The organism is Candidatus Omnitrophota bacterium (genome assembly GCA_016929445.1).
In the GTDB taxonomy this organism is placed as follows: domain Bacteria; phylum Omnitrophota; class Gorgyraeia; order JAFGIU01; family JAFGIU01; genus JAFGIU01.
Window position 1 is genome coordinate 1 of sequence record JAFGIU010000109.1, and the last position, 18,995, is coordinate 18,995.

The window sequence follows — 18,995 nt, forward strand, 5'->3', positions numbered from 1 at the left end:
CAGTTGTTGGCTGTCACAATAAAGTCCTCATTCAGACCATCTCCGCCGCCCAAATTGATGGTCAGGTTGCGGTCCGCTTGACCGCTTAGCGTGGTGTTGGCGTTCGCGAAGTTGTTGTTGCCGATTGTGCCGCCGCTCAGAGTGATCGCGTCCGGGACTTCGGAATCACCGTCCGGCTGATCATCATCCGTGGCTGTTGTCACAACCGCATTGCCGCCGGCCGTTACCGCGCCCGCCGCGTCGATAGTAAAGTTGTTCGCGGTCACAATGAAGTCTTCGGTGACTTCGTTACCGCCGTCCAAATTAATGGTAAGAGAGCGGCTCATCTGCCCTGTGATCGAAACTGCGGCATCTGCTAAAGCATTGGACCCGATCGTTCCGCCGCTCACAGTGATCGCGTCCGGGACTTCGGAATCGTCGTCCGGCTGGTCGTCGTCCGCCCCGGTCTGCACCGCGGCTCCGCCCACGGTCATATTACCGGCTGCATCCACGGACCAGTTATTCGCCGTCACAATGAAGTCCTCATTAACGCCATCGCCACCACCTAGATTGAACGTCAGGTTGCGATCAGCCTGGCCGGTGAGTGTGGTGTCAGCATCAGCAATATTGTTGTTGGCAATCGTTCCTCCGCTAACTGTGATGGCATTCGGGACCTCAGAATCATCGTCCGGCTGGTCGTCATCGGTCGCTGTAGTGACTACCGCGCTTCCGCCTGCCGTGACTGCTCCTGCCGCGTCAATACTAAAGTTGTTGGCTGTGACGATAAAGTCCTCGGTCGCCACATCGCCACCGTCCAAGTCAATCGTGAGGCTGCGCGTGGCTTGCCCCGTAAGAGTCACAGCCAGGTCGTCCAGCGCATTGGAGCTTATCGTCCCGCCGCTCAGTGTAATGGCATTCGGCACTTCGGAGTCGTCGTCCGGCTGGTCGTCGTCCGCACCGGTTTGCACGGCCTGTCCGGCTAATGTCATGCTGCCGTCAGCCGCAATCGCCACGTTGTTGGCTGTGACAATAAAATCTTCACTCGCTACATCACCGCCGTCCAAGTCAATCGTGAGGCTTCGTGTTGCCTGGCCCGTCAGCGTCGTGTCTGCATCCAGAAGGGCGTTAGAACCCAAGGATCCCCCGCTCACCGAAATGGCATTCGGCACTTCGGAATCATCGTCCGGCTGGTCGTCCTGTTGCGTCCAGGATGGATTTGCGCCCGCACCGCCGCTCTGGAGCACCCATCCGGCTGTTCCTGCGGCAGCCAATTGATTCCACTGACTGGAACCATCTACATAGAGAATCCCTCCCTGAGCCTCAACCATGGGCGCCACGTTTTGCAGAGCATCCAGGTCATCATCGGAAAGATCGTCATCCGTAAAGGAGCCGCTTGTTCCTGTAACCACGGGCTCACCCATACTCACTCCGCCCATACCTGCAGCGACTGACGCGGCAGTTGTCTTCACATATACGCCAGGCTGAGAGGCTTCTTCTACCTGCGCACCCCAACCTAAAATGGTGGTTGCGTCCAATCCGGTGTTACGGACCAAAGCTGTCATGTTGGCAGTGTCCCCCACTGTTGCATGCGTTACCGAATAGCGCTGCCATCCGGCGCCAAGGTTGACAATCGTGGTGTCCGGAGTTTCTCCTGTGCCATCGCCGTCCAATTCGATTTCGGCAGTAGTGGAAGTTCCGGCCTTCAGCCACACACTCAAGGTGTGGTCCTGAGACACTGTGGGGCCGGCAATCGTCTGCGTAACCGTGCCGTCCGCTCCACCGTTGTTTGTGAGCGTGGCTGCGGAATTTGCCGCGCCTGTGGGTCCCACCGCATCTGTAAGCGCAGTCATGGTGGACTTGACCCAAGCGCCGTCTGTAAATGTTTCGCTCTGCAATGCCAGGTTTTCGTATCGGCCCAAACCCCCAAAAGGCGAGGCCAGGTCTTGAGTAAGTTCCAGTTGAGTTTGGGGAGTAGTCGTGCCGATCCCCAGGCTATCCGAAAGCAACATCCGGCCTGTTGCATCCACACTGATATTGCTTGCGGTCACGACGAAATCTTCGGTTGCGTTATCCCCGCCATCCAGATCGAAAGTCAGAGACCGCGTGGCCTGGCCTGTAAGAGTTGTATCTGCATCAAGCAGAGCATTTGAACCCAGACTCCCGCCGCTCACGGTAATGGCGTTGGGCACCTCGGCATCGGAATCCGGCTGGTCGTCATCATCGGTCCACTGCGGGTCTCCGGTAGCTCCCTGTGTTTGCAGCAGTTGCCCGGACACACCCGCTGCCAAGCGATTCCAATCCGCTCCGTCAAAGAAAAAGATGTCACCCTGGGCTTCGACCATGGCTGCCACATCCGATAAATCGGAAATTGAGTTGTCGCTGAGGTCATCGCCACTGGTGTCCACCGCAGTCCAACTGGGGTTGGCACCTGCGCCGCCGCTCTGGAGCAAGTCCCCCGCATTTGCCGCAGGCAAACGGGTCCAGTTGCCGCCGTTATAGTAGAAGAGATCGCCCTGCTGTTCGGCCATGGCTCCTACGTTCTGGAGCGAATCCAAATCGTTGTCCGACAGATCATCGTCATCCAACTGACCATCCCCTGAGTGCCAAACATTCTGGCCATTGATGAAAACGTTTGCGTTACCGCTGATGTTGGTGATGTCCAGGTTCTCGTCATTGCCGCTATTAATCATCAATTGAAGGTCATCACTCACATCATCCACATAAAGCTGCCAGGGCGCGCCCGTCTGTCCGGCAAATTGCAGCATCGGCGAATCCCCTGCGCCGTCATCAAAGCTCCAATCGCTGACGATTGTCTCCGCCTCGTCCACGTGCGCAACATTTGCCGATAAACGCGCATCGTCCAATGTCCCGGAATCAATGTTGTCTGCGTTGAGTTCGGTGAGATTGACTCCGCTGACTGCAGGCAGCTGCGAGGACGCATTGAGCTGGACAATTTGATTCGCGCCGGTGCCCACATCGACCGCGATATCATCGGCATTGACGACAATGCCAGTCCCTTGCCCTATATCCAGCGTCACTGTGCCGCTCGAGCCGCCTCCAGTCAGACCGGTTCCGGCAGTCACGCCCTCGATGTCCCCTACACCGGTGACCGTGCCGCCTATGGTTAAATCGCCGCTTATCGAAATATCTCCGTTGCTGTCGACCACAAAGTAGCCTGTGGTATCGCCGGAGTCCGTGATTTCAAAAACATTAGCTGTGGGTGCGCCTGCAGTGGTTTGACGCACAGACAGACCGCTAATATCGGTTGTGGGCGCAACAAGGTTAGCGCCTTGGAATGTCCAGCCCGCGCCGATGACTTCGGCCACGTTGTCAAAGGTGAGATTGGAGCCGTCGGCGAGGTCTGCAGTAGCGATTTGATTGCCGCCGATCAAGTACTCGGCCGTGGCCGGGATGTCCAACCCTGTCATACCAGTGAAGTCGAGTTCGTCGTTGGCCAAATCCCACAATATGGAGACATCGCCTGTGCCGCCCTCGATAATGAAGCCGGATCCGTCGGCCGGTTCGGTTTCCCCGCCGCCCGTGTGATCCGCATCCACGGTCCAGGTCTCGGCCGTGGTGCCGGTATCTCCGCCCACACCGCCGCCTACATGCTGGTGCAGCGTCGTGATACCGCCGCCCGTGAGCTCCGCAAACATGGCCGCTGTCATGAATTCATTGGCGCCGGCTCCCAGGGTGAGCACGCCGTCGGCCAAGCTGGTGTCATCGCCCACATAAATCGTTCCGTCTGTTTCCAAATCACCTTCGATGAAGGCATCCTCGCCGTCGAGCGCCTGGGAGGGTGTGGCGTCTCCGACCTTGAGGTTACCGACTGCGATGGTGACTAAATCCGTGCCCGTATCGCCGGTAAGGGTCACGTTGCCGTCTTCAGCGACTACCAGGAAGTCGGTGATGGCGTCCGTGATCCTAAAGCCCGTGCTGGCACTGTCAATGTTCAGGACCACATTCCCCGTGCCCGTCGGGTTCACGGTGAGATCCGTATTCGCTTCTGTGGTCACGGCTTCAGCCGTTAGAACCCCTTGGACGGCCACATCTCCTGTAACGGCGAGCGCTCCATCCAAGGTGCCGTCCTCGTCGCTGCGCAGGAATGAGGTGGCTTCCAAACCGTCCAAGCGCTCGGCATTAAAGGCATAGGCGCTGGCAGCCAGCTCGAGGCGGGGGTCCATTTCGCCGTCCGACACACCCTCCTGCACGACTTCAATGCTCAGATAGGCTGCGGCGTCGAACTCCCAGTCCAAAGCAGTGTTCTTTCCGAGCATCACGTTGAAGAGTCCTTCGGTGAGACTGACTTCGTGGGTCTCTGTCCAAAAGGCTGTTCCGCCTTCCGTTGCATCATAGAGCCGAATCACCAAGTCAAAATCCCCGTTCAGGGCGTTGCCGGAGGTGTCCGTCAACCGCCCCTGGAAATTCAAATACTGGGGGATGGTGTCTTCGGCAAAGGCAAAACGAGCCAAACTGAGGCTCTGGATTGCGCAAAAAAGCAGCGCGAATCCCAGAACCTGCGTCCTGGATCGTCTAGTCCTCGCTAACATGGTTTTACCCTCCCGCCGACGGCCTTCCACCAGCCGTTGGCCATTTTTGGTTGGCGAGCCACTGAACAATCCGCGGCCCACGCTATGGGGGCTGGGGCCCTGGTAGCCCAAACCCCGCGTTGTTGTGTTTGTGTGTCCTACTTCCATGTCCCGTACTCCAATTTGAAACGTTTGCCCCGAGTTGGACTCTGCTCCGAAACCGACGCAATGCTCTCAGGCACAGGGACCGGCTTAGAAGCGGTCTCTACCTGCACCTGTTCGCCAGACTCGACCAGAGCCTTGGCTGCGGGAGAATCCAATTCCCGATCCCAAAGAAGATAAACCGCGCCCACATTAAAGGCTGCGGCCAATGCGACGCCGGCCGCAAGAGTCAGCGCGATGCGGCGCAGGTACTTGGCCACCTGGGGCCTGGGCTGCACCTCCGGCTCCGGGTGTTCAGTACCCAGCTGAGCACCGTGTTCAGCACCAAGGTGAACACCAAGTTCAGCACCAAGCTGACCACCAGGCACGGGGGCGTCAAAAAGCCGGGCCAGTGCTTCGTAATGCGGCATTTGGCGGTTCAATACGTAATACTTCACGTTCGCCTCGTCTTCGGTATAAAGCAGGCCTGTCTTCTCCAGCCTAAGGAGCTCCCGACGTAAAGGAGTGGCTGATTCATTGAGTTCCCTTTCGAGGCCGCGCAGATAGAACTTCTGGGTGGGGTGATTGAGGATGTGCTTGAGGAGTTTGACTCGGACTTTTGAACTGAAGAGCGCCTCGAGAAGCATCGGATACGTCCTTTGACGAAAAATGCCCAAACCCTGGCGGGGTCTGGGCACTTCTTGCCTGCCATCGGCAACCAGACAACCCTTTCGGGCTCACGGCTTTGCGTCCCCGGCTTTCGCCACCCGCCACACTCCGTGGCGGGCTTCGCTGCTTTCGCAGCTCGGGTTTGCCTTGATCAAATGGCCTTGCACTAAATTTGGGAACAGTTGAACTATACCATCTAAATGCCCTAAATCAAGGGCCAGACATCATTTAAAAGCGCTTTCATTAATTCTTTACCGGGATTTTGTGCTCAAAATCGAGGGGAGAAATTTTGGAGATTTGAGCAGGGACTGTACCCAAATTGAGTACAATTGTCCACAGGTGTGGCACCTATGCGCTCTCATACAGCAGGATACAATGGTGTCAGGCACGGGTGCCTGGCACCGGTGCCTGGCACCGTGAAACAGACAGGCGTCTGGTTACTGGGCAGTGCCCCCTATCTGATCCAGGACGTCTTCGCTCACCCATATCGGGCTACCGGCCCGTAGTGCCAGGGCAATGGCGTCACTGGGCCGGGCGTCTATCTGCAGGGGCTTGTCTCCGTTGCGAGTCACCCAGAGCTGGGCGTAGAACACATTACCTTCGAGCTTGGCCACAACCACGCGCTCCAGGGTGGAACCCAGTTCCTCGATCACATTGTTCAGCAGGTCATGGGTGAGTGGCCGGGGAGGCTGGAAATTGGAAACCTTCATCTTGATGGCCGTGGCCTCCATAATGCCGATCACAATCGGGAGCAGACGGTCGCCGGCCTTTTCCTTGAGCACAATGACTTGCTCCCCACGCTTCTCGTCAATCCGGATTTTGTTGAGTTCCATTTCGATCATGGACAAGTCCCGCTGCAAGGGACGGTTCTCGCAGGTCAATCAACTTGATAGGACAATCGAGAACCGTCCCTGAAGTATGCTTCTATTTAAAGAACCCGAATTTCAAGATAAACCCGGCAAATACAATCGACACAATCGACATGAGCTTGATCAGGATGTTAATCGCCGGACCAGCCGTATCCTTAAACGGATCGCCTACGGTGTCACCCGAAACCGCGGCCTTGTGCGAGGGCGATCCCTTGCCGCCAAAATGGCCTTCCTCTATATACTTCTTGGCATTATCCCACGCGCCCCCGGCATTGGCCATAAACACGGCTAAGACAAACCCGGAGACCAACACACCGGTAAGCAGCCCCACCTGCGCATTCACCCCCAGAAACAGGCCCACCAGGATCGGACTAATAAAGGCCAGGGCGGCAGGCAGGATCATTTCCTTCTGGGCGGAAGTCGTGGCGATACTCACACAGCGCGCATGATCAGGCTCGACGCCTTCCTTACCCTCCATTAAGCCGGCAATCTCCCTGAACTGCCGGCGCACTTCCACCACAATCGCCCCGGCAGCCCGGCCCACGGATTTGAGGATAAAGGCACAGAACAGGTAAGGCAGCATGCCCCCGATAAAAAGGCCCACCAGAACATCCGGGCGATCCAGGCTGAGTTGGAGATCCACTCCACGGAAAGCAATCTCCTGTCTAAAGGCAGCAATTAAAGCCATGGCCGAAAGCGCGGCCGAACCAATGGCAAAACCCTTGCCTGTGGCTGCAGTTGTGTTACCCAAGGCATCCAAAGCATCCGTGCGCTCGCGCACTTCCGGGGGAAGGTGTGCCATTTCCGCATTGCCCCCGGCATTGTCCGCCACCGGGCCGTAGGCATCCGTGGCCAAAGTCATGCCCAAGGTACTAAGCATCCCCACGGCCGCAATGCCCACTCCATAAAGCCCCATGGAGAAACTCTCCCCCCCGCCTGCACAGTGAAATGCCGTCAAAATTGCCGCGCCCACGGTTAGAACCGGAATCAGAGTGGAAAGCATGCCCACTGAAATCCCGGCGATCACGACCGTGGCAGGCCCGGTTTCCGCTGCATCCGCGATGCCCCGTGTGGGCTTGTAATGGGAGGAAGTGAAATACTCGGTGGAAAGCCCGATCACAATGCCTGCAATCAAGCCGGCCAAAATCGCAAAATAAATTCCGGTCATGCCCGGGCCCAAGGCCATCCGCACGACTGGATAGGCCACCACAGCCACCACCAGGCTGGAGATAAACACGCCCCGGCGCAGGGCCTTGAGCAGCGTATTCTGATCCGCCTTCTCGCTCGTCTTAACAAAAAAGTTGCCGATAATCGAGGCCAACACGCCCACAGACGCCACAGCCATAGGCACAGAGATCTGAACCATACTTAACCCTGTGCTCATAAAAGCCACGGTTCCCAGCGCCATTGTCGCCACAATGGAACCTACATAGGACTCGTAAAGATCCGCTCCCATGCCCGCCACATCGCCCACGTTATCGCCCACATTATCGGCAATCACAGCAGGGTTGCGGGGATCGTCCTCAGGAATCCCGGCCTCGACCTTACCCACCAAGTCAGCCCCCACATCCGCGGCCTTGGTGTAAATGCCTCCACCCAGGCGCGCAAACATGGCTTGGGCTGAAGCGCCCATGCTGCAGCAGAGCATGGTGCTCGTCACGTTTTGAAAACGCAGAACAGGCTCCAAGTTCGCATAATGGTGATTGAGGAAGAAGAACCAGCAACTCAGATCGAGAAGCCCCAGCCCCACCACGCACATGCCCATGACCGAACCGCTGGAAAATGCCACCCGAAGCGCGCCGTTGAGGCTGGTGCGCGCTGCGGAGGCCGTACGCGCACTGGAGTTAACGGCCACACTCATACCGATGAACCCTGCCAAACCGGAATAAAAACCGCCGGTCAGGAAAGCAAACGGCACAAAGATCGGCAGGAGTCCGCCCTTGGCTAAGCCAAAGAGCACCACAAAAGCTACACCGAAAAAGATGCCCACAACCTTATACTGCCGTTTGAGGTAGGCATATGCCCCGTCCCGAACCCAACCCGCAATTTGCTGCATGCGTTCCGTGCCTTCATCCTGCGAGCGAATGCGGGTCCAGAGAAATGCGGCAAAACAGAGGGCAAGAAGTGCTCCAAACGGGGAAAAGAATGCTGAATTCATCAAGTCAACTCCACGGGTTATAGGGTCTTACGCGACGGCAAAGGTCTTGTCCCGATCCGATCCAACCGAAATCAGGGAGACCTTGGTTTCTGTCAACTCCTCCAACCGGTGCAAATAGGCCTTTGCATTCTCCGGCAAATCCTCAAAACTTTGGGCCTCACACGTTTTACTCGTGTCCTGTTTCCAGCCCGGCATTTCCTCATAGACTGGCACGGCCTTCCAAAGAAGGCTCGCAAGAGGCGGCAAGGTTTCGTAGATCCGGCCATCCACCTCGTAGGCTGTGCAAATTTTAAGAGAATCCAGGTGATCGAGCACATCGAGTTTGGTGATGACCAGCTCATCCATACCGTTAACAAGTGCGGAGTGCTTGGCCACAACCCCGTCAAACCAACCGCAACGGCGCGGCCGGCCCGTGGTGGCGCCGAATTCATTGCCCCAGCCCCGAACCTTTTCCAAGAGATCGCCCTCGAACTGTGTCGGAAAGGGCCCCTCGCCGACACGCGTGGTGTAGGCCTTGGCCACGCCAACGACCTTGTCGATACGGGTCGGGCCCACACCCGTGCCCGGGCAAGCGCCTCCGGCCGTGGCATTGGAAGAAGTCACATAGGGGTAGGTGCCGTGATCCACGTCCAAGAGAGCTCCCTGCGCGCCTTCAAAGAGAATGTTCTTGTCTTCTCGAATTGCGCGGTTAATGAGCACTGCCGTGTCGCAGGCAAAGGGCCGCAGGCGTTCGGCGATTTCGGAGTACTGGCGATAGGTGTCTTCGATATCGAATTCCGGACCGGAATAATTAAAGAGCGCTTTGACGACCTTTTGCTTTTCAGCCAAAACGTCTTCGAGCCGGCTGCGAAATGCGGATTTATCCAGGAGATCGGCTAAGCGAATCCCCTTACGCGCAACCTTGTCCGCATAGCAGGGCCCAATGCCGCGTTTGGTGGTACCGATCTTGGCATCGCCGGCCCCGGCCTCAATCAACCGGTCGTAGGCCAAGTGATACGGGAGGATGATATGCGCGCCTTGGCTCACCCAAAGCCGGCCATCCAGAGAAATCCCGGCCTCCGTAACCCGGTCCACCTCGTTCAGAAGGGCCTCGGGGTTAACAACCACTCCGTTGCCGATCACACAGACGGTCTTAGGCCGCAACACACCCGAAGGCAGCAGGTGAAAAATGAACTCCTTTTCGCCGACAATAACGGTATGGCCTGCGTTGTTCCCGCCTTGAAAACGCACGACCATATCCGCATCTTTGGCCATCAAGTCAATAATCTTTCCTTTGCCCTCGTCCCCCCATTGCGCGCCAACGACAATCGTTCTGGAACTCATCAATATTTCCCCAATCTATCGGTTAAAGGTCCGGACACCGGGCCGGGTACTGCCGGCAGCGACGGGCCTCCGTGTTGTGTGGGCGATCCCAGTCCGGGAACACTCGGAGGCTGTGCCCTTACCGGACTATAAGCTGCTCCCGGGCTCCGGACCTGGGGCAGCACGGGCACGCCGCTCACCTCCGGAACCCTAGGCAGCTCCGGTCCAGGAACACTCGGGACTTGAGGCAGCTCGGGTCTTTTGGGAATTTCCACTGCAGCAGTCTCAGGAGCCTCCGCCCGCTCCGGCAACAAGGACTCGGGCTCTATCCTGACATCCGCGGACCACGCATCTACATCCTGGGCCTCGATCTGTAATTCGGGTTCGGGAAGTTCTGGAATCTCGGGCGAGGCCTCGCTATCCAAATTCATTAACGCACTCTCAGGCGCCTCGATGCGCACGATTCCGCCGGGTTCAGTCCTTACATTGGCATTTTGGGGGCGAAGGGAGGGATTCAAAGAAGTAGGATCCACAGATCCGGCAGAAAGAGGGCTTCGGATACTCACCTGCAATCCCTCAGGCACAGGACGGACCACATACGGATAGTCTCCCTCCAAGACGATTCGCAGGTAATCCACACTGAAGGCGCCGGCAAAGAGTTCCTCCCCCACAAACTCCGCGTATCGCACTCCCTCTCTTCCCACAGTGATACGCCGTTGTCCATAAGTGACAACAGGCCCGACAAAATCCAAGAGCACCTCCGGACCGCCCGCACTCAGATCCTTCACCTTAAGTTGCTGGTCTGCCAGCACTTTGAGATCCATTCCCTCTGCCGTGACCTCCAGGTCGATATTGGAAATCTCTGTGAGCTCGGCGTGGACTGAGGGGGTGGAGAAAAGGCTCAGCAAAGTGCTGATCATCGCAATCAAAAAGTATTTTTGCATGTACCTCACAGGCACCGTGGAACGTCTATGTTTCACGGTGCCAGGCACCGGTGCCTGGCACCGGTGCCTGGCACCAAGTCAGAGTCTGATCAACTGAACTGAAGTCACGTACTTGACCTTGGCAATTTCGTCCAATACTGCTGCGCTGGGCTCGCCATCCACATTGATCACGGTAATTGCGCTGCCGTCGGCAGTCTCGCGGTTCGTCGTATTGGTCATACGCGCAATATTGATCTTGGACTTGCCCAGAATCGTACCGATCGCGCCAACAATACCCGGCTTGTCCAGGTTGCCGATCAACAGCATATACCCGCTGGGAATAATCTCCACAAAATGATTATTAACCTGCACAATACGCGGCTGGTTTTTGGCCATAACCGAACCCGCTACCACACTCCTGCCCTGAGAGGTAACAACCTCCACACTAATCAGGTTGGCAAAGGTCTCGGCCTCACTGACCTTGGATTCGACCACCTTAACACCGCGGGACTTGGCAATGTGAGGGGCATTCACGAAGTTGACATGCTCAGCCACACTGGTGGCCAAGACCCCTTTGAGCACCGCGATGCTCACAGGCGACAGATCCTCACTAATCATCTCACCGGCATACTCAATACGCACCTCGCTGATGGGCGAGTCCCCTAACTGCGCTTGAAGGCTACCCAGCGCCTCCCCTAACAAAAGATAGGGCTTCAAACGCCGGTAAGTTTCTCCGTCTACGGAAGGCATATTAACCGCATTGCTGATGCCCCTGCCCATCAGGGCATCACACACTTGATGCGCAATATCCACAGCCACACCCAGCTGTGCCTCTTTGGTCGAGGCGCCCAAATGCGGGGTAGCAATGACATTGTCCAATTTGAGAAGCGGATTGCCTTCCGGAGGTTCCTTCTCAAATACGTCCAAAGCCGCCCCCGCAACCTTCTCGCTCTTAAGAGCCTCGAGCAGCGCCGCCTCGTCCACGACTCCCCCGCGCGCGCAATTGACAATGCGCACTCCCTTTTTCATCTTCTTGAAGGCTTTTTCCCCAATGAGATGTTTGGTCTCTGGCGTGAGAGGCACATGGATCGTAATAAAATCCGCCACCTTCAGCAAATCCTCCAAAGCCACGGGTTCGATATCCATGGCCTTGGCACGTTCTGCCGGCAAATGCGGGTCAAAGGCCACGACTTTCATTCCAAAGGCCTGCAGGCGCCGGGCCACCTCCGAGCCAATGCGGCCCAAGCCCACCACTCCAAGGGTCTTGCCATACAGCTCCACTCCTTGAAATTTCTTGCGCTCCCACTTCCCCTGTTTGACCGAAGCCGTGCCCTGCGGAATATTCCGCGCCAGGGCACAAAGCATGCTCACCGAGTGCTCGCAGGTCGAAGTGGTGTTCCCTCCGGGTGTATTCATGACAATAATGCCGCTGGCAGTTGCTGCTTCGGCATCCACATTGTCCAAACCGATACCGGCCCGCCCGATGACCTGTAATTTCTTCCCGTGCTCAATAACCTCGCGCGTCACCTTGGTACCGCTGCGCACGACAAGGGCATGGTATTCCCCGATCTTTTTGCAGAGATCCTCAGGAGTCAGATCCGTAAGCACATCCACCTTGATCCCGGGCTCCTTTTCCAGAATTTCCACTCCCTTTGGAGACAGAGCATCACTTATCAGAACACGTAAGCTTTTTGTCGCTGTCATTTTCTTCACCGTTATTTGCTTTCGCCGACAACCTCATCTACCAATCCGTAGTCACGGGCTTCTTCGGCCGACATGAAGTAGTCCCGATCCGTATCCGCTGTAATCTTTTCAACCGGCTGCTTTGTATGACTCGCCAAGAGCTCGTTGATCTGGTCCTTCATTCGAAGGATTTCCTTGGCCTGAATGCTGATATCCGAAGCCTGGCCCTGGACTCCGCCCCAGGGCTGGTGGATCATGATACGCGCGTGCGGCAGAGCAAAACGCTTGCCCGCAGTCCCCGCAGCCATCAGAACGGCGCCCATGCTGGCAGCCTGCCCCACGCAATAGGTGCAAACATCCGGCTTGAGAAACTGCATGGTGTCATAAATGGCAAGACCGGCGGTCACCGACCCACCGGGCGAATTGATATAGACACTGATGTCCTTTTTGGAGTCCTCCATCTGGAGGAAGAGCATTTGGGCAATAATGAGGTTGGCTATACCATCATCAATGGGCGTACCGATAAAGACAATCCGGTCTTTGAGAAGACGGGAAAAGATATCGTACGCGCGTTCGCCTCTTGAGGACTGCTCCACCACCATAGGTACTAGGACGGACATGTGCTTCTCCTTTATTTTTCTACGATTTTAGCGTTTTCCAGCAAGTAGCTAAAGACCTTATCTTCCACTAATTGAAATCGAATCGACTCAACTAAATCATGGTTGTTTTCCCAGTTCTCCCAGAGTTCCTTCTCTTGCGGGGTGTGCGCATGCTCTTTAAAATGCTCCACCTTGGCCGCAACAGACTCATCCGAGGCGGTAATCTTCTGTTCTCCGGCCAGGTGAGCCACGATAAACTGCCATTTCACACGCTCGGTCGCAGACTTTTCAATGGAGGCATCGATCTCCTTCTGCTGCTGAATGATCTGATCCTGTCCGATCCCCGAACTCAGGAATCTCTGAATTGTATCTTTCCAAAGCCGCTCTTTGTTTTCGGCCACCAGACTGGGAGGAGCCGACATCTTGGCGCCTTCGACGATTTGCTGGCGTAACTGGGACTTGACTTCGTGTTCTGCCCGGCGTTCCTGCTCCGCCTGAAGTTGCTGGAGAACCTCTTCACGCAGACCGCTGAGCTCGCTTTGCTCGGAGACTGTGCGCGCAAAGTCATCATTGAGTTCCGGGAGTTTGCGCAGGGCCAAACGCCTGAGTTGGATCCGAAGCACCGAATCCTTTCCAGCCAATTCCTTGTTGGGGTCCTCTGCCGGGAAGGTGTAGGCTATTTCCTTCTCATCGCCGGCCACAGCCCCGATTAAGGCCTGACTGATCAGATCACCGGGCGAGCCGGCCTCAGGCGACGTCTTCTCGACCTTTGCCAAACGCATCCATTTTTCTTCTGCCGCGTGCAAGGGTTTCCCGTCCACAAGGATCTCCGCACGGCACAGCGCAAAATCATCGTACTGAGCTCCGCGGTCTTCGATATTGACAAGTTCGGAGTTCTGCTCACGCAGGGCCTGGAGCACCTCGTCCACCCGCTCGCTCTTGACTTCCACCTCAGGGCGCCTGAGTTTGATACCCCGCACGGCGCCGAGCTTGATCTCCGGCCGGACCTCAATCTCCGCAGAGAAACTCAGCGACTGGTCTTCTTTGAGATTCACATCGGAAACGCGCGGTGAAGTGACCGCATCCACCTCGTTCTCTTCAATGGCCTGGTAGGAAAACTCCGGGACGACGCGGCGCAGCAATTCTTCTTCCGCAGTCCGGCGATACACCTGCTTGACCATGGCTAGAGGCGCCTTGCCTTGCCGGAATCCCGAAACCTTGGCCTTGGGCACCAGGCCCTTGTAGATTTCCTCCAAGCGAGGAACAACTTCCTCGGGGCTCAATTCAATTTGAATGACTTGTTTGCAGTTTTCTGCTTTGGAAACCGTTGCCTTCACTGTCACACCTGTTCCTCTTGTTCTCCGTCTTCATCGTCGGACATGTCCGCGCGATTGGAACGCCGCTTCTGGTCCTTTGCCTTGTCTTTGGCACGCCGCATACTGGCTTCGATCTTGCCAAAAGCCTCTTCTACGGAAGCATGCATGCTGGTCGTTTCCGCCTTGCCCACGACATGCCTGTGCTCGGCATGAACCGTGACTTCGGCAATCTCGCGATAGCCTTCCTTGGTAAGTGTCACATTGGCGCCGTGGATATGGTCGGAATACTTGGTCAATTTTTCCAGCCGGCTTTCCATGAGGTCACGGATTGACTGAGAAACTTCAAAATGATGCCCCGTCACACTAATCTGCATAAGTTATCTACCTCCGTTACATTCTAAACTCTTCCCCAAGGTACATCTTGCGCGCCTGGGGATTGTTGATTAAATCATCGGCCGTCCCGTCGATCATGATCTTGCCTTCCGCCATGATATAGGCACGATCGGTAATGGCCAATGTCTCGCGCACATTGTGATCGGTCAGAAGAATCCCCAATCCCTTTTCGCGCAATTGCCGGATAATCTGTTGAGCCTCAAACACGGCGATCGGATCCACGCCGCTAAAAGGCTCGTCCAAAAGCATCAGCTTGGGATCCGTCACCAGGGCCCGGGTAATCTCCAGGCGGCGGCGCTCCCCTCCGGAAAGCGTATAAGCTTTCGACTTCCCCAAATGCGTGAGACCAAGTTCTGCAAGCAAACGCTCCAAACGGCGCTTGCGCTCCTTGCGTGAAATCTGAAGAGTCTCGAGAATGGCAGTGATATTCTCTTCGACCGTGAGCTTCCTAAAAACGGAAGGCTCCTGCGATAAATAGCCGATTCCATGCCGCGCGCGGCGATACATGGGCAAACGCGTAATCTCGCGATCCCCAAAAACCACACGGCCTTTATCCGGTTTCAGCATACCCACAACCATATAGAAAGTCGTGGTCTTCCCGGCGCCGTTAGGGCCCAAAAGCCCCACAATCTCCCCCCGCCCGACTGTCACATCCGCATTGTCCACCACCCTGCGGCCGCCAAAGCTCTTGGCCAAGCCCTGCGCATGCAGCAGATACTTCCCGTTGCTGCTCACCGCCTCCTGTGGTGCAATCTGAACTTCTCTGTCCATTTCAAGCATCCTCCTCACTCGATCGCCAGTCCGTCAGTCTGCGTATCTCTTAGCACCACCCTCGGAGAACCGCGCAATATCATGCGCCCGTCCTGGGTGTCGTAGCGGGCCTTTTCACAATAGGTCACCGTATTGGCACGGCTGATCTTCACATTCCCCTCGGCACTCAGCTTCGTTACCTTCTTTGTTTCCGGATCAAACCAAACTCTGAGAATGTCGGAACTCATTGTGCCCCGGTCATCCTGCACATGGACGTTGTCATTAAAGACAGCGTTCTCCTCGCCATAGCGCACTTCCATAGCCCCCATACAAGTAATCACCGTTGAAGGCTCGGCGCGCACCTCCACATCCTTATGGAGTTCCACATATTTTTCTTGGGGAAGAGCTTTGGCACCCGTGCCCTCGATCTCCACCTGCTCCCGCACCATACGAACCCGTTCGGGAGTGGAAGCAATCTCTCCTGCGGATTGCCAGTTCAGCAGCTCGGTAAAAATCTGCGCCCCGTCCGAGGTAGTCACCACCACATTGCGCCGGACCTGGATATCCTCCTGGTTCTGGTCCAGAGTCCCCTCTTCACTGGTAAGGGTCACGCTGATCCGGCCATAAGAGGTGGCCACCACTTCCTGCAGCTCAACAACCTCGTCAAGGATCTGGGCCGTGGCCCCGCGCAAATCCCACTTCTTCTGGCCGTCATCCGCATAACCGGAAACAGCAAAGGACTCCATCCACTGGCCTTCGCCGTGCTCCCAAGGTGCGTTGGATTCTTTGGCCCAGGCAGGACACAACAGTACGGCCGCGGCAAATACCGCGGCAATGAAAAAGAGAACACGGCTCATGCGCTTTGGACCTCTGCTTCTCTTGCGACTTCAGGCTGACGGGTCTTCCAGCGCTTATGCAGCCAGACCCACTGATCCGGGTGCCGGCGAATATGCTTTTCAAAGATGCGCGTGTACTGAGCAGTATAACGTTCAAAATCCCGGCGATGGTCTCCGCTGCTTTCCACGTAAATCGGCTCTTCCAACACAATCTTGTAATGGCCTTTCTCCCGCACAGTCACGGCCGGAAGAATAGGCGCGCCCGAGGCTAAGGCCATGGACACCGGTCCCGTCGGGGTCCAAGCCGGAGCCCCGAAAAACTGCACAAAGACGCCGTCCACACTGTCCACATCCTGATCAGGCAGAATCGCAATCAGCTCATTGCGGGCCAAGGCCTTGAGTGAAGCGCGAAAAGTCTGGCGCGTGTGGCGGTACAGAGTCTTGACCCCTTTGGAGCTGCGCAAACTAACCAGCCAGCGATTGTAGGGCTCATAGTAAATCTCGCGCGCGATCACATGCAATGGATAGCCTTTCATGGCGCAGTAAGCACCCGTAAGCTCCCAGTTGCCCATATGCGGAGTCACAAACACGCAGCCCTTGCCTTCGCGCAGAACGCGGTGCAAGTGTTCCAAGCCCTCCACCCAGGCCAGGGAATCCAAATGCCCGGGCTTCAGTCTCGGGAACCACAGGAGTTCGGCGATCACAATGCCCAAGTGCATGAACATGGACCGGCAGATCTTCCGGCGCTTCCCGCGGGAATAATCCCTGCCCAGGCTATTGCCCAGATTCCGGAGAGCCTGGCGCCGCACTTTGGGTAAAAAAAGCCAGGCCAAAAAGCCCACTCCCGCCCCCAAAAAACGAACCCAAGCCAACGGCAGGAGCAGGATCAGCCCCCCCAGGATTCTCATAAAACTGTATAAAATAACCCGTCGGAGTTTCTTTTTCACCGGATGGCAACCTTTACACACGCAGGGCCAGGCCTGTACTCCTGCGACCTGACCCATCTAAGTCATTCACAATAGGTAAGTTACGAAAATAGCCGGATACCTTCGACACTTTGGTCAGAATGGAATTATGTTACCAAAATGCGGGGGAAACCGTCAAGAAGGCCCAATTATTGCAAGGGGTTACGTTAGACAGCCCGGAAGCGGCAGCACTCGGTGGGTTTAGACCTGCTGCCCCAGTGCCAAGGCCGCGTAATAATCTTGAGCAATACTCTCCGTGGTACGCGGAAGAGTCATCTGGATTATCCCGGTCTGCGGATCTGCTTTAAAGAGCTCCAAAATCTGCTGCGCTTGCCAGACCAGGCCGCGGTCATGATAAACCTGCATCAACCATTGGGTGCGCGCGGCTTCTGCAGCCGGGATATCATTCTCATCACTGAGGCGCACAAAACCCTCGACCACCCGCACCAAGGCAAACTGATTATATCTGGCCGCATCCACACCTTGAGCTGCGTTGACTCCCATCACGCGCCTGCCACTGGGAACTCTGTTCTGAAGATCGGCCGGCAATTGACTGAGCAGGTCTTCTTCTCCTCCGGGCACGGGATTCCCCACCATACTGACCCGGGCATTGGAAGAGATCCGCACCCCGCCGGGCCGGGAAATTTCCACCCTAGGCAATCCGGCAATCAGCGCTTCCAGACCCAATTCCCTGAACTTCCGAAGAGTGCTCTCGTGCCCGGCTGCCCCCTCCTCAGGGACCAGTACGACCAATTGCTGATTCTCCTTCAAAGTCGCTTGGACTTCATTGAGAAAGCGTTCGGATCCCAGGGCAATAAGGTTGCGGTAGTCCACCACCACGGCCAAGGGCCCGTCGCGCACTTCCGTTGCAGGAAGAAGACCCTGCAAGAGCCCGTTTCCAAAATCCGCAGCCACCGGTTCCAAAAGTTCCGCTCTGGAAGGGACACTTTCCCCGACACGAGAGGCGGTACGAAGAGCCAATTCAGTCGCAGACTGCCGCTGAGCACCCAAGGCAAGACTGTCAAAATAAGGATGATCCCCCTTCACGAACAACTCCAGCGCCGCTTGCAATTGTCCTTCCCAATCCCCTGCGGCGACCGGGGCTGCAGCTCTTCCCAGTTCAGAGGAAAAGATCATTGCCTCCAGCTCAGATCTAGGTTCCTCTTGCCCCACTTGATTGGGAAGATGGGAAGCTTCATGCATGGCCATGAGCATCGCCTGTCTTCTCTGGCCCGGAGCATTGGCTTTATTTGCCGGATGCTGCGAGGCCAACAGAGCCGCATTGACCCACAGCTTCCAACGCCCTTGCGCAGTTCTTTCCATAAACATGGGAGATCCTGCCGGAAGGCGTTCGGGCCGGTTGGAAACATCGTGATAAAAAAGTCCCACGTCCAAGCGGTCAAGCACGCCGGAATCAAACACGGCCCCGCCGAGTTGATTCCGGAGGTTTTGAGCCACCTGAAATGTAAATTGCCCCGCAGGATCCTCCGGGCTTGGCGGCTGCGGGGACTCCTGGGACAGGTATTGTAGCGCTCGCATCAAATCGGACTTCAGGCCGGCTGAATCCGCATTTCCCAGCCACAGCGTTTGGGCTCCGGCACTCAGCTTTTGCTCATCAATCGCCCCCTGTCCAAGAGGCTGTTCTCCCTCAGCCACCGGATACATCCACTCGAGAATATCCGCAGCAGGAGCGTTCATACTCTCTACCAAAGATTTCAGGACCTCGCCCACCCGGCCCTCAGGTGGCGCCGGCTCCTGACGCAAGCCCGCTTCTTCGTACTGCTTCGCCAATTCTTCGGCGCTCGCCACTTTGCCCCGCAGCAGGTTCCGGTAATTTTCTTCGTCGTATTCGGCCAGCACGTGCGGGGCCACCACCACATAGC

Annotated in this window: 14 protein-coding genes and 1 riboswitch; all 14 genes read right to left on the bottom strand. The window is 56.5% G+C overall.

Going from position 1 to position 18,995, the window contains the following annotated elements:
• Positions 1-4,529: hypothetical protein (locus JW937_08580; GenBank protein ID MBN1587460.1), on the bottom strand; the 4,529-nt coding region annotated here is incomplete at its 3' end.
• A gap of 137 nt (positions 4,530-4,666) precedes the next feature.
• Positions 4,667-5,347: a winged helix-turn-helix transcriptional regulator gene (locus JW937_08585; GenBank protein ID MBN1587461.1), complete on the bottom strand. Its 681-nt coding sequence runs from the start codon at positions 5,345-5,347 to the stop codon at positions 4,667-4,669.
• A gap of 12 nt (positions 5,348-5,359) precedes the next feature.
• A riboswitch (cyclic di-GMP riboswitch) is annotated at positions 5,360-5,475 on the bottom strand.
• A 280-nt stretch (positions 5,476-5,755) separates the two neighbouring features.
• The gene (locus JW937_08590) at positions 5,756-6,157 is read right to left on the bottom strand and encodes a bifunctional nuclease family protein (protein MBN1587462.1); all 402 of its coding nucleotides are present in this window, start codon (positions 6,155-6,157) and stop codon (positions 5,756-5,758) included.
• 85 nt (positions 6,158-6,242) lie between these two features.
• Positions 6,243-8,345 (bottom strand): sodium-translocating pyrophosphatase, encoded by a 2,103-nt coding sequence (locus tag JW937_08595; GenBank protein ID MBN1587463.1) that lies wholly within the window; start codon positions 8,343-8,345, stop codon positions 6,243-6,245.
• Positions 8,346-8,372: 27 nt separating this feature from the next.
• A complete protein-coding gene (locus JW937_08600) occupies positions 8,373-9,668 on the bottom strand; it encodes an adenylosuccinate synthase (protein ID MBN1587464.1) in 1,296 nt (431 codons plus the stop codon).
• A complete protein-coding gene (locus JW937_08605; GenBank protein MBN1587465.1) occupies positions 9,668-10,591 on the bottom strand; it encodes a hypothetical protein in 924 nt (307 codons plus the stop codon). The genes JW937_08600 and JW937_08605 overlap by 1 nt, the downstream gene beginning before the upstream one ends.
• A 78-nt stretch (positions 10,592-10,669) precedes the next feature.
• Complete coding sequence (locus tag JW937_08610) at positions 10,670-12,274, bottom strand: phosphoglycerate dehydrogenase (protein ID MBN1587466.1); 1,605 nt, start codon at positions 12,272-12,274, stop codon at positions 10,670-10,672.
• A gap of 11 nt (positions 12,275-12,285) precedes the next feature.
• Positions 12,286-12,873, bottom strand: a complete 588-nt coding sequence (clpP, locus tag JW937_08615) for an ATP-dependent Clp endopeptidase proteolytic subunit ClpP (GenBank protein MBN1587467.1) — start codon at positions 12,871-12,873, stop codon at positions 12,286-12,288.
• Between the two features lie 11 nt (positions 12,874-12,884).
• Entirely contained in the window at positions 12,885-14,195 is a 1,311-nt protein-coding gene (tig, locus tag JW937_08620; GenBank protein ID MBN1587468.1) for a trigger factor, read from the bottom strand.
• Positions 14,192-14,542 (bottom strand): ribosome-associated translation inhibitor RaiA, encoded by a 351-nt coding sequence (gene raiA / locus JW937_08625; GenBank protein MBN1587469.1) that lies wholly within the window; start codon positions 14,540-14,542, stop codon positions 14,192-14,194. The genes tig and raiA overlap by 4 nt, the downstream gene beginning before the upstream one ends.
• Positions 14,543-14,558: 16 nt before the next feature.
• Positions 14,559-15,332 carry an LPS export ABC transporter ATP-binding protein gene (gene lptB / locus JW937_08630; GenBank protein ID MBN1587470.1) on the bottom strand — a complete coding sequence of 258 codons (774 nt, stop codon included), beginning with the start codon at positions 15,330-15,332 and terminating at the stop codon, positions 14,559-14,561.
• Positions 15,333-15,346: 14 nt separating this feature from the next.
• Positions 15,347-16,168, bottom strand: a complete 822-nt coding sequence (gene lptC, locus JW937_08635) for an LPS export ABC transporter periplasmic protein LptC (GenBank protein MBN1587471.1) — start codon at positions 16,166-16,168, stop codon at positions 15,347-15,349.
• The gene (locus JW937_08640; protein MBN1587472.1) at positions 16,165-17,055 is read right to left on the bottom strand and encodes a lysophospholipid acyltransferase family protein; all 891 of its coding nucleotides are present in this window, start codon (positions 17,053-17,055) and stop codon (positions 16,165-16,167) included. Before JW937_08640 ends, lptC begins: the two co-directional genes overlap by 4 nt.
• 258 nt (positions 17,056-17,313) lie before the next feature.
• A partial coding sequence (locus JW937_08645; protein ID MBN1587473.1) for a hypothetical protein occupies positions 17,314-18,995 on the bottom strand: 1,682 nt, incomplete at its 5' end.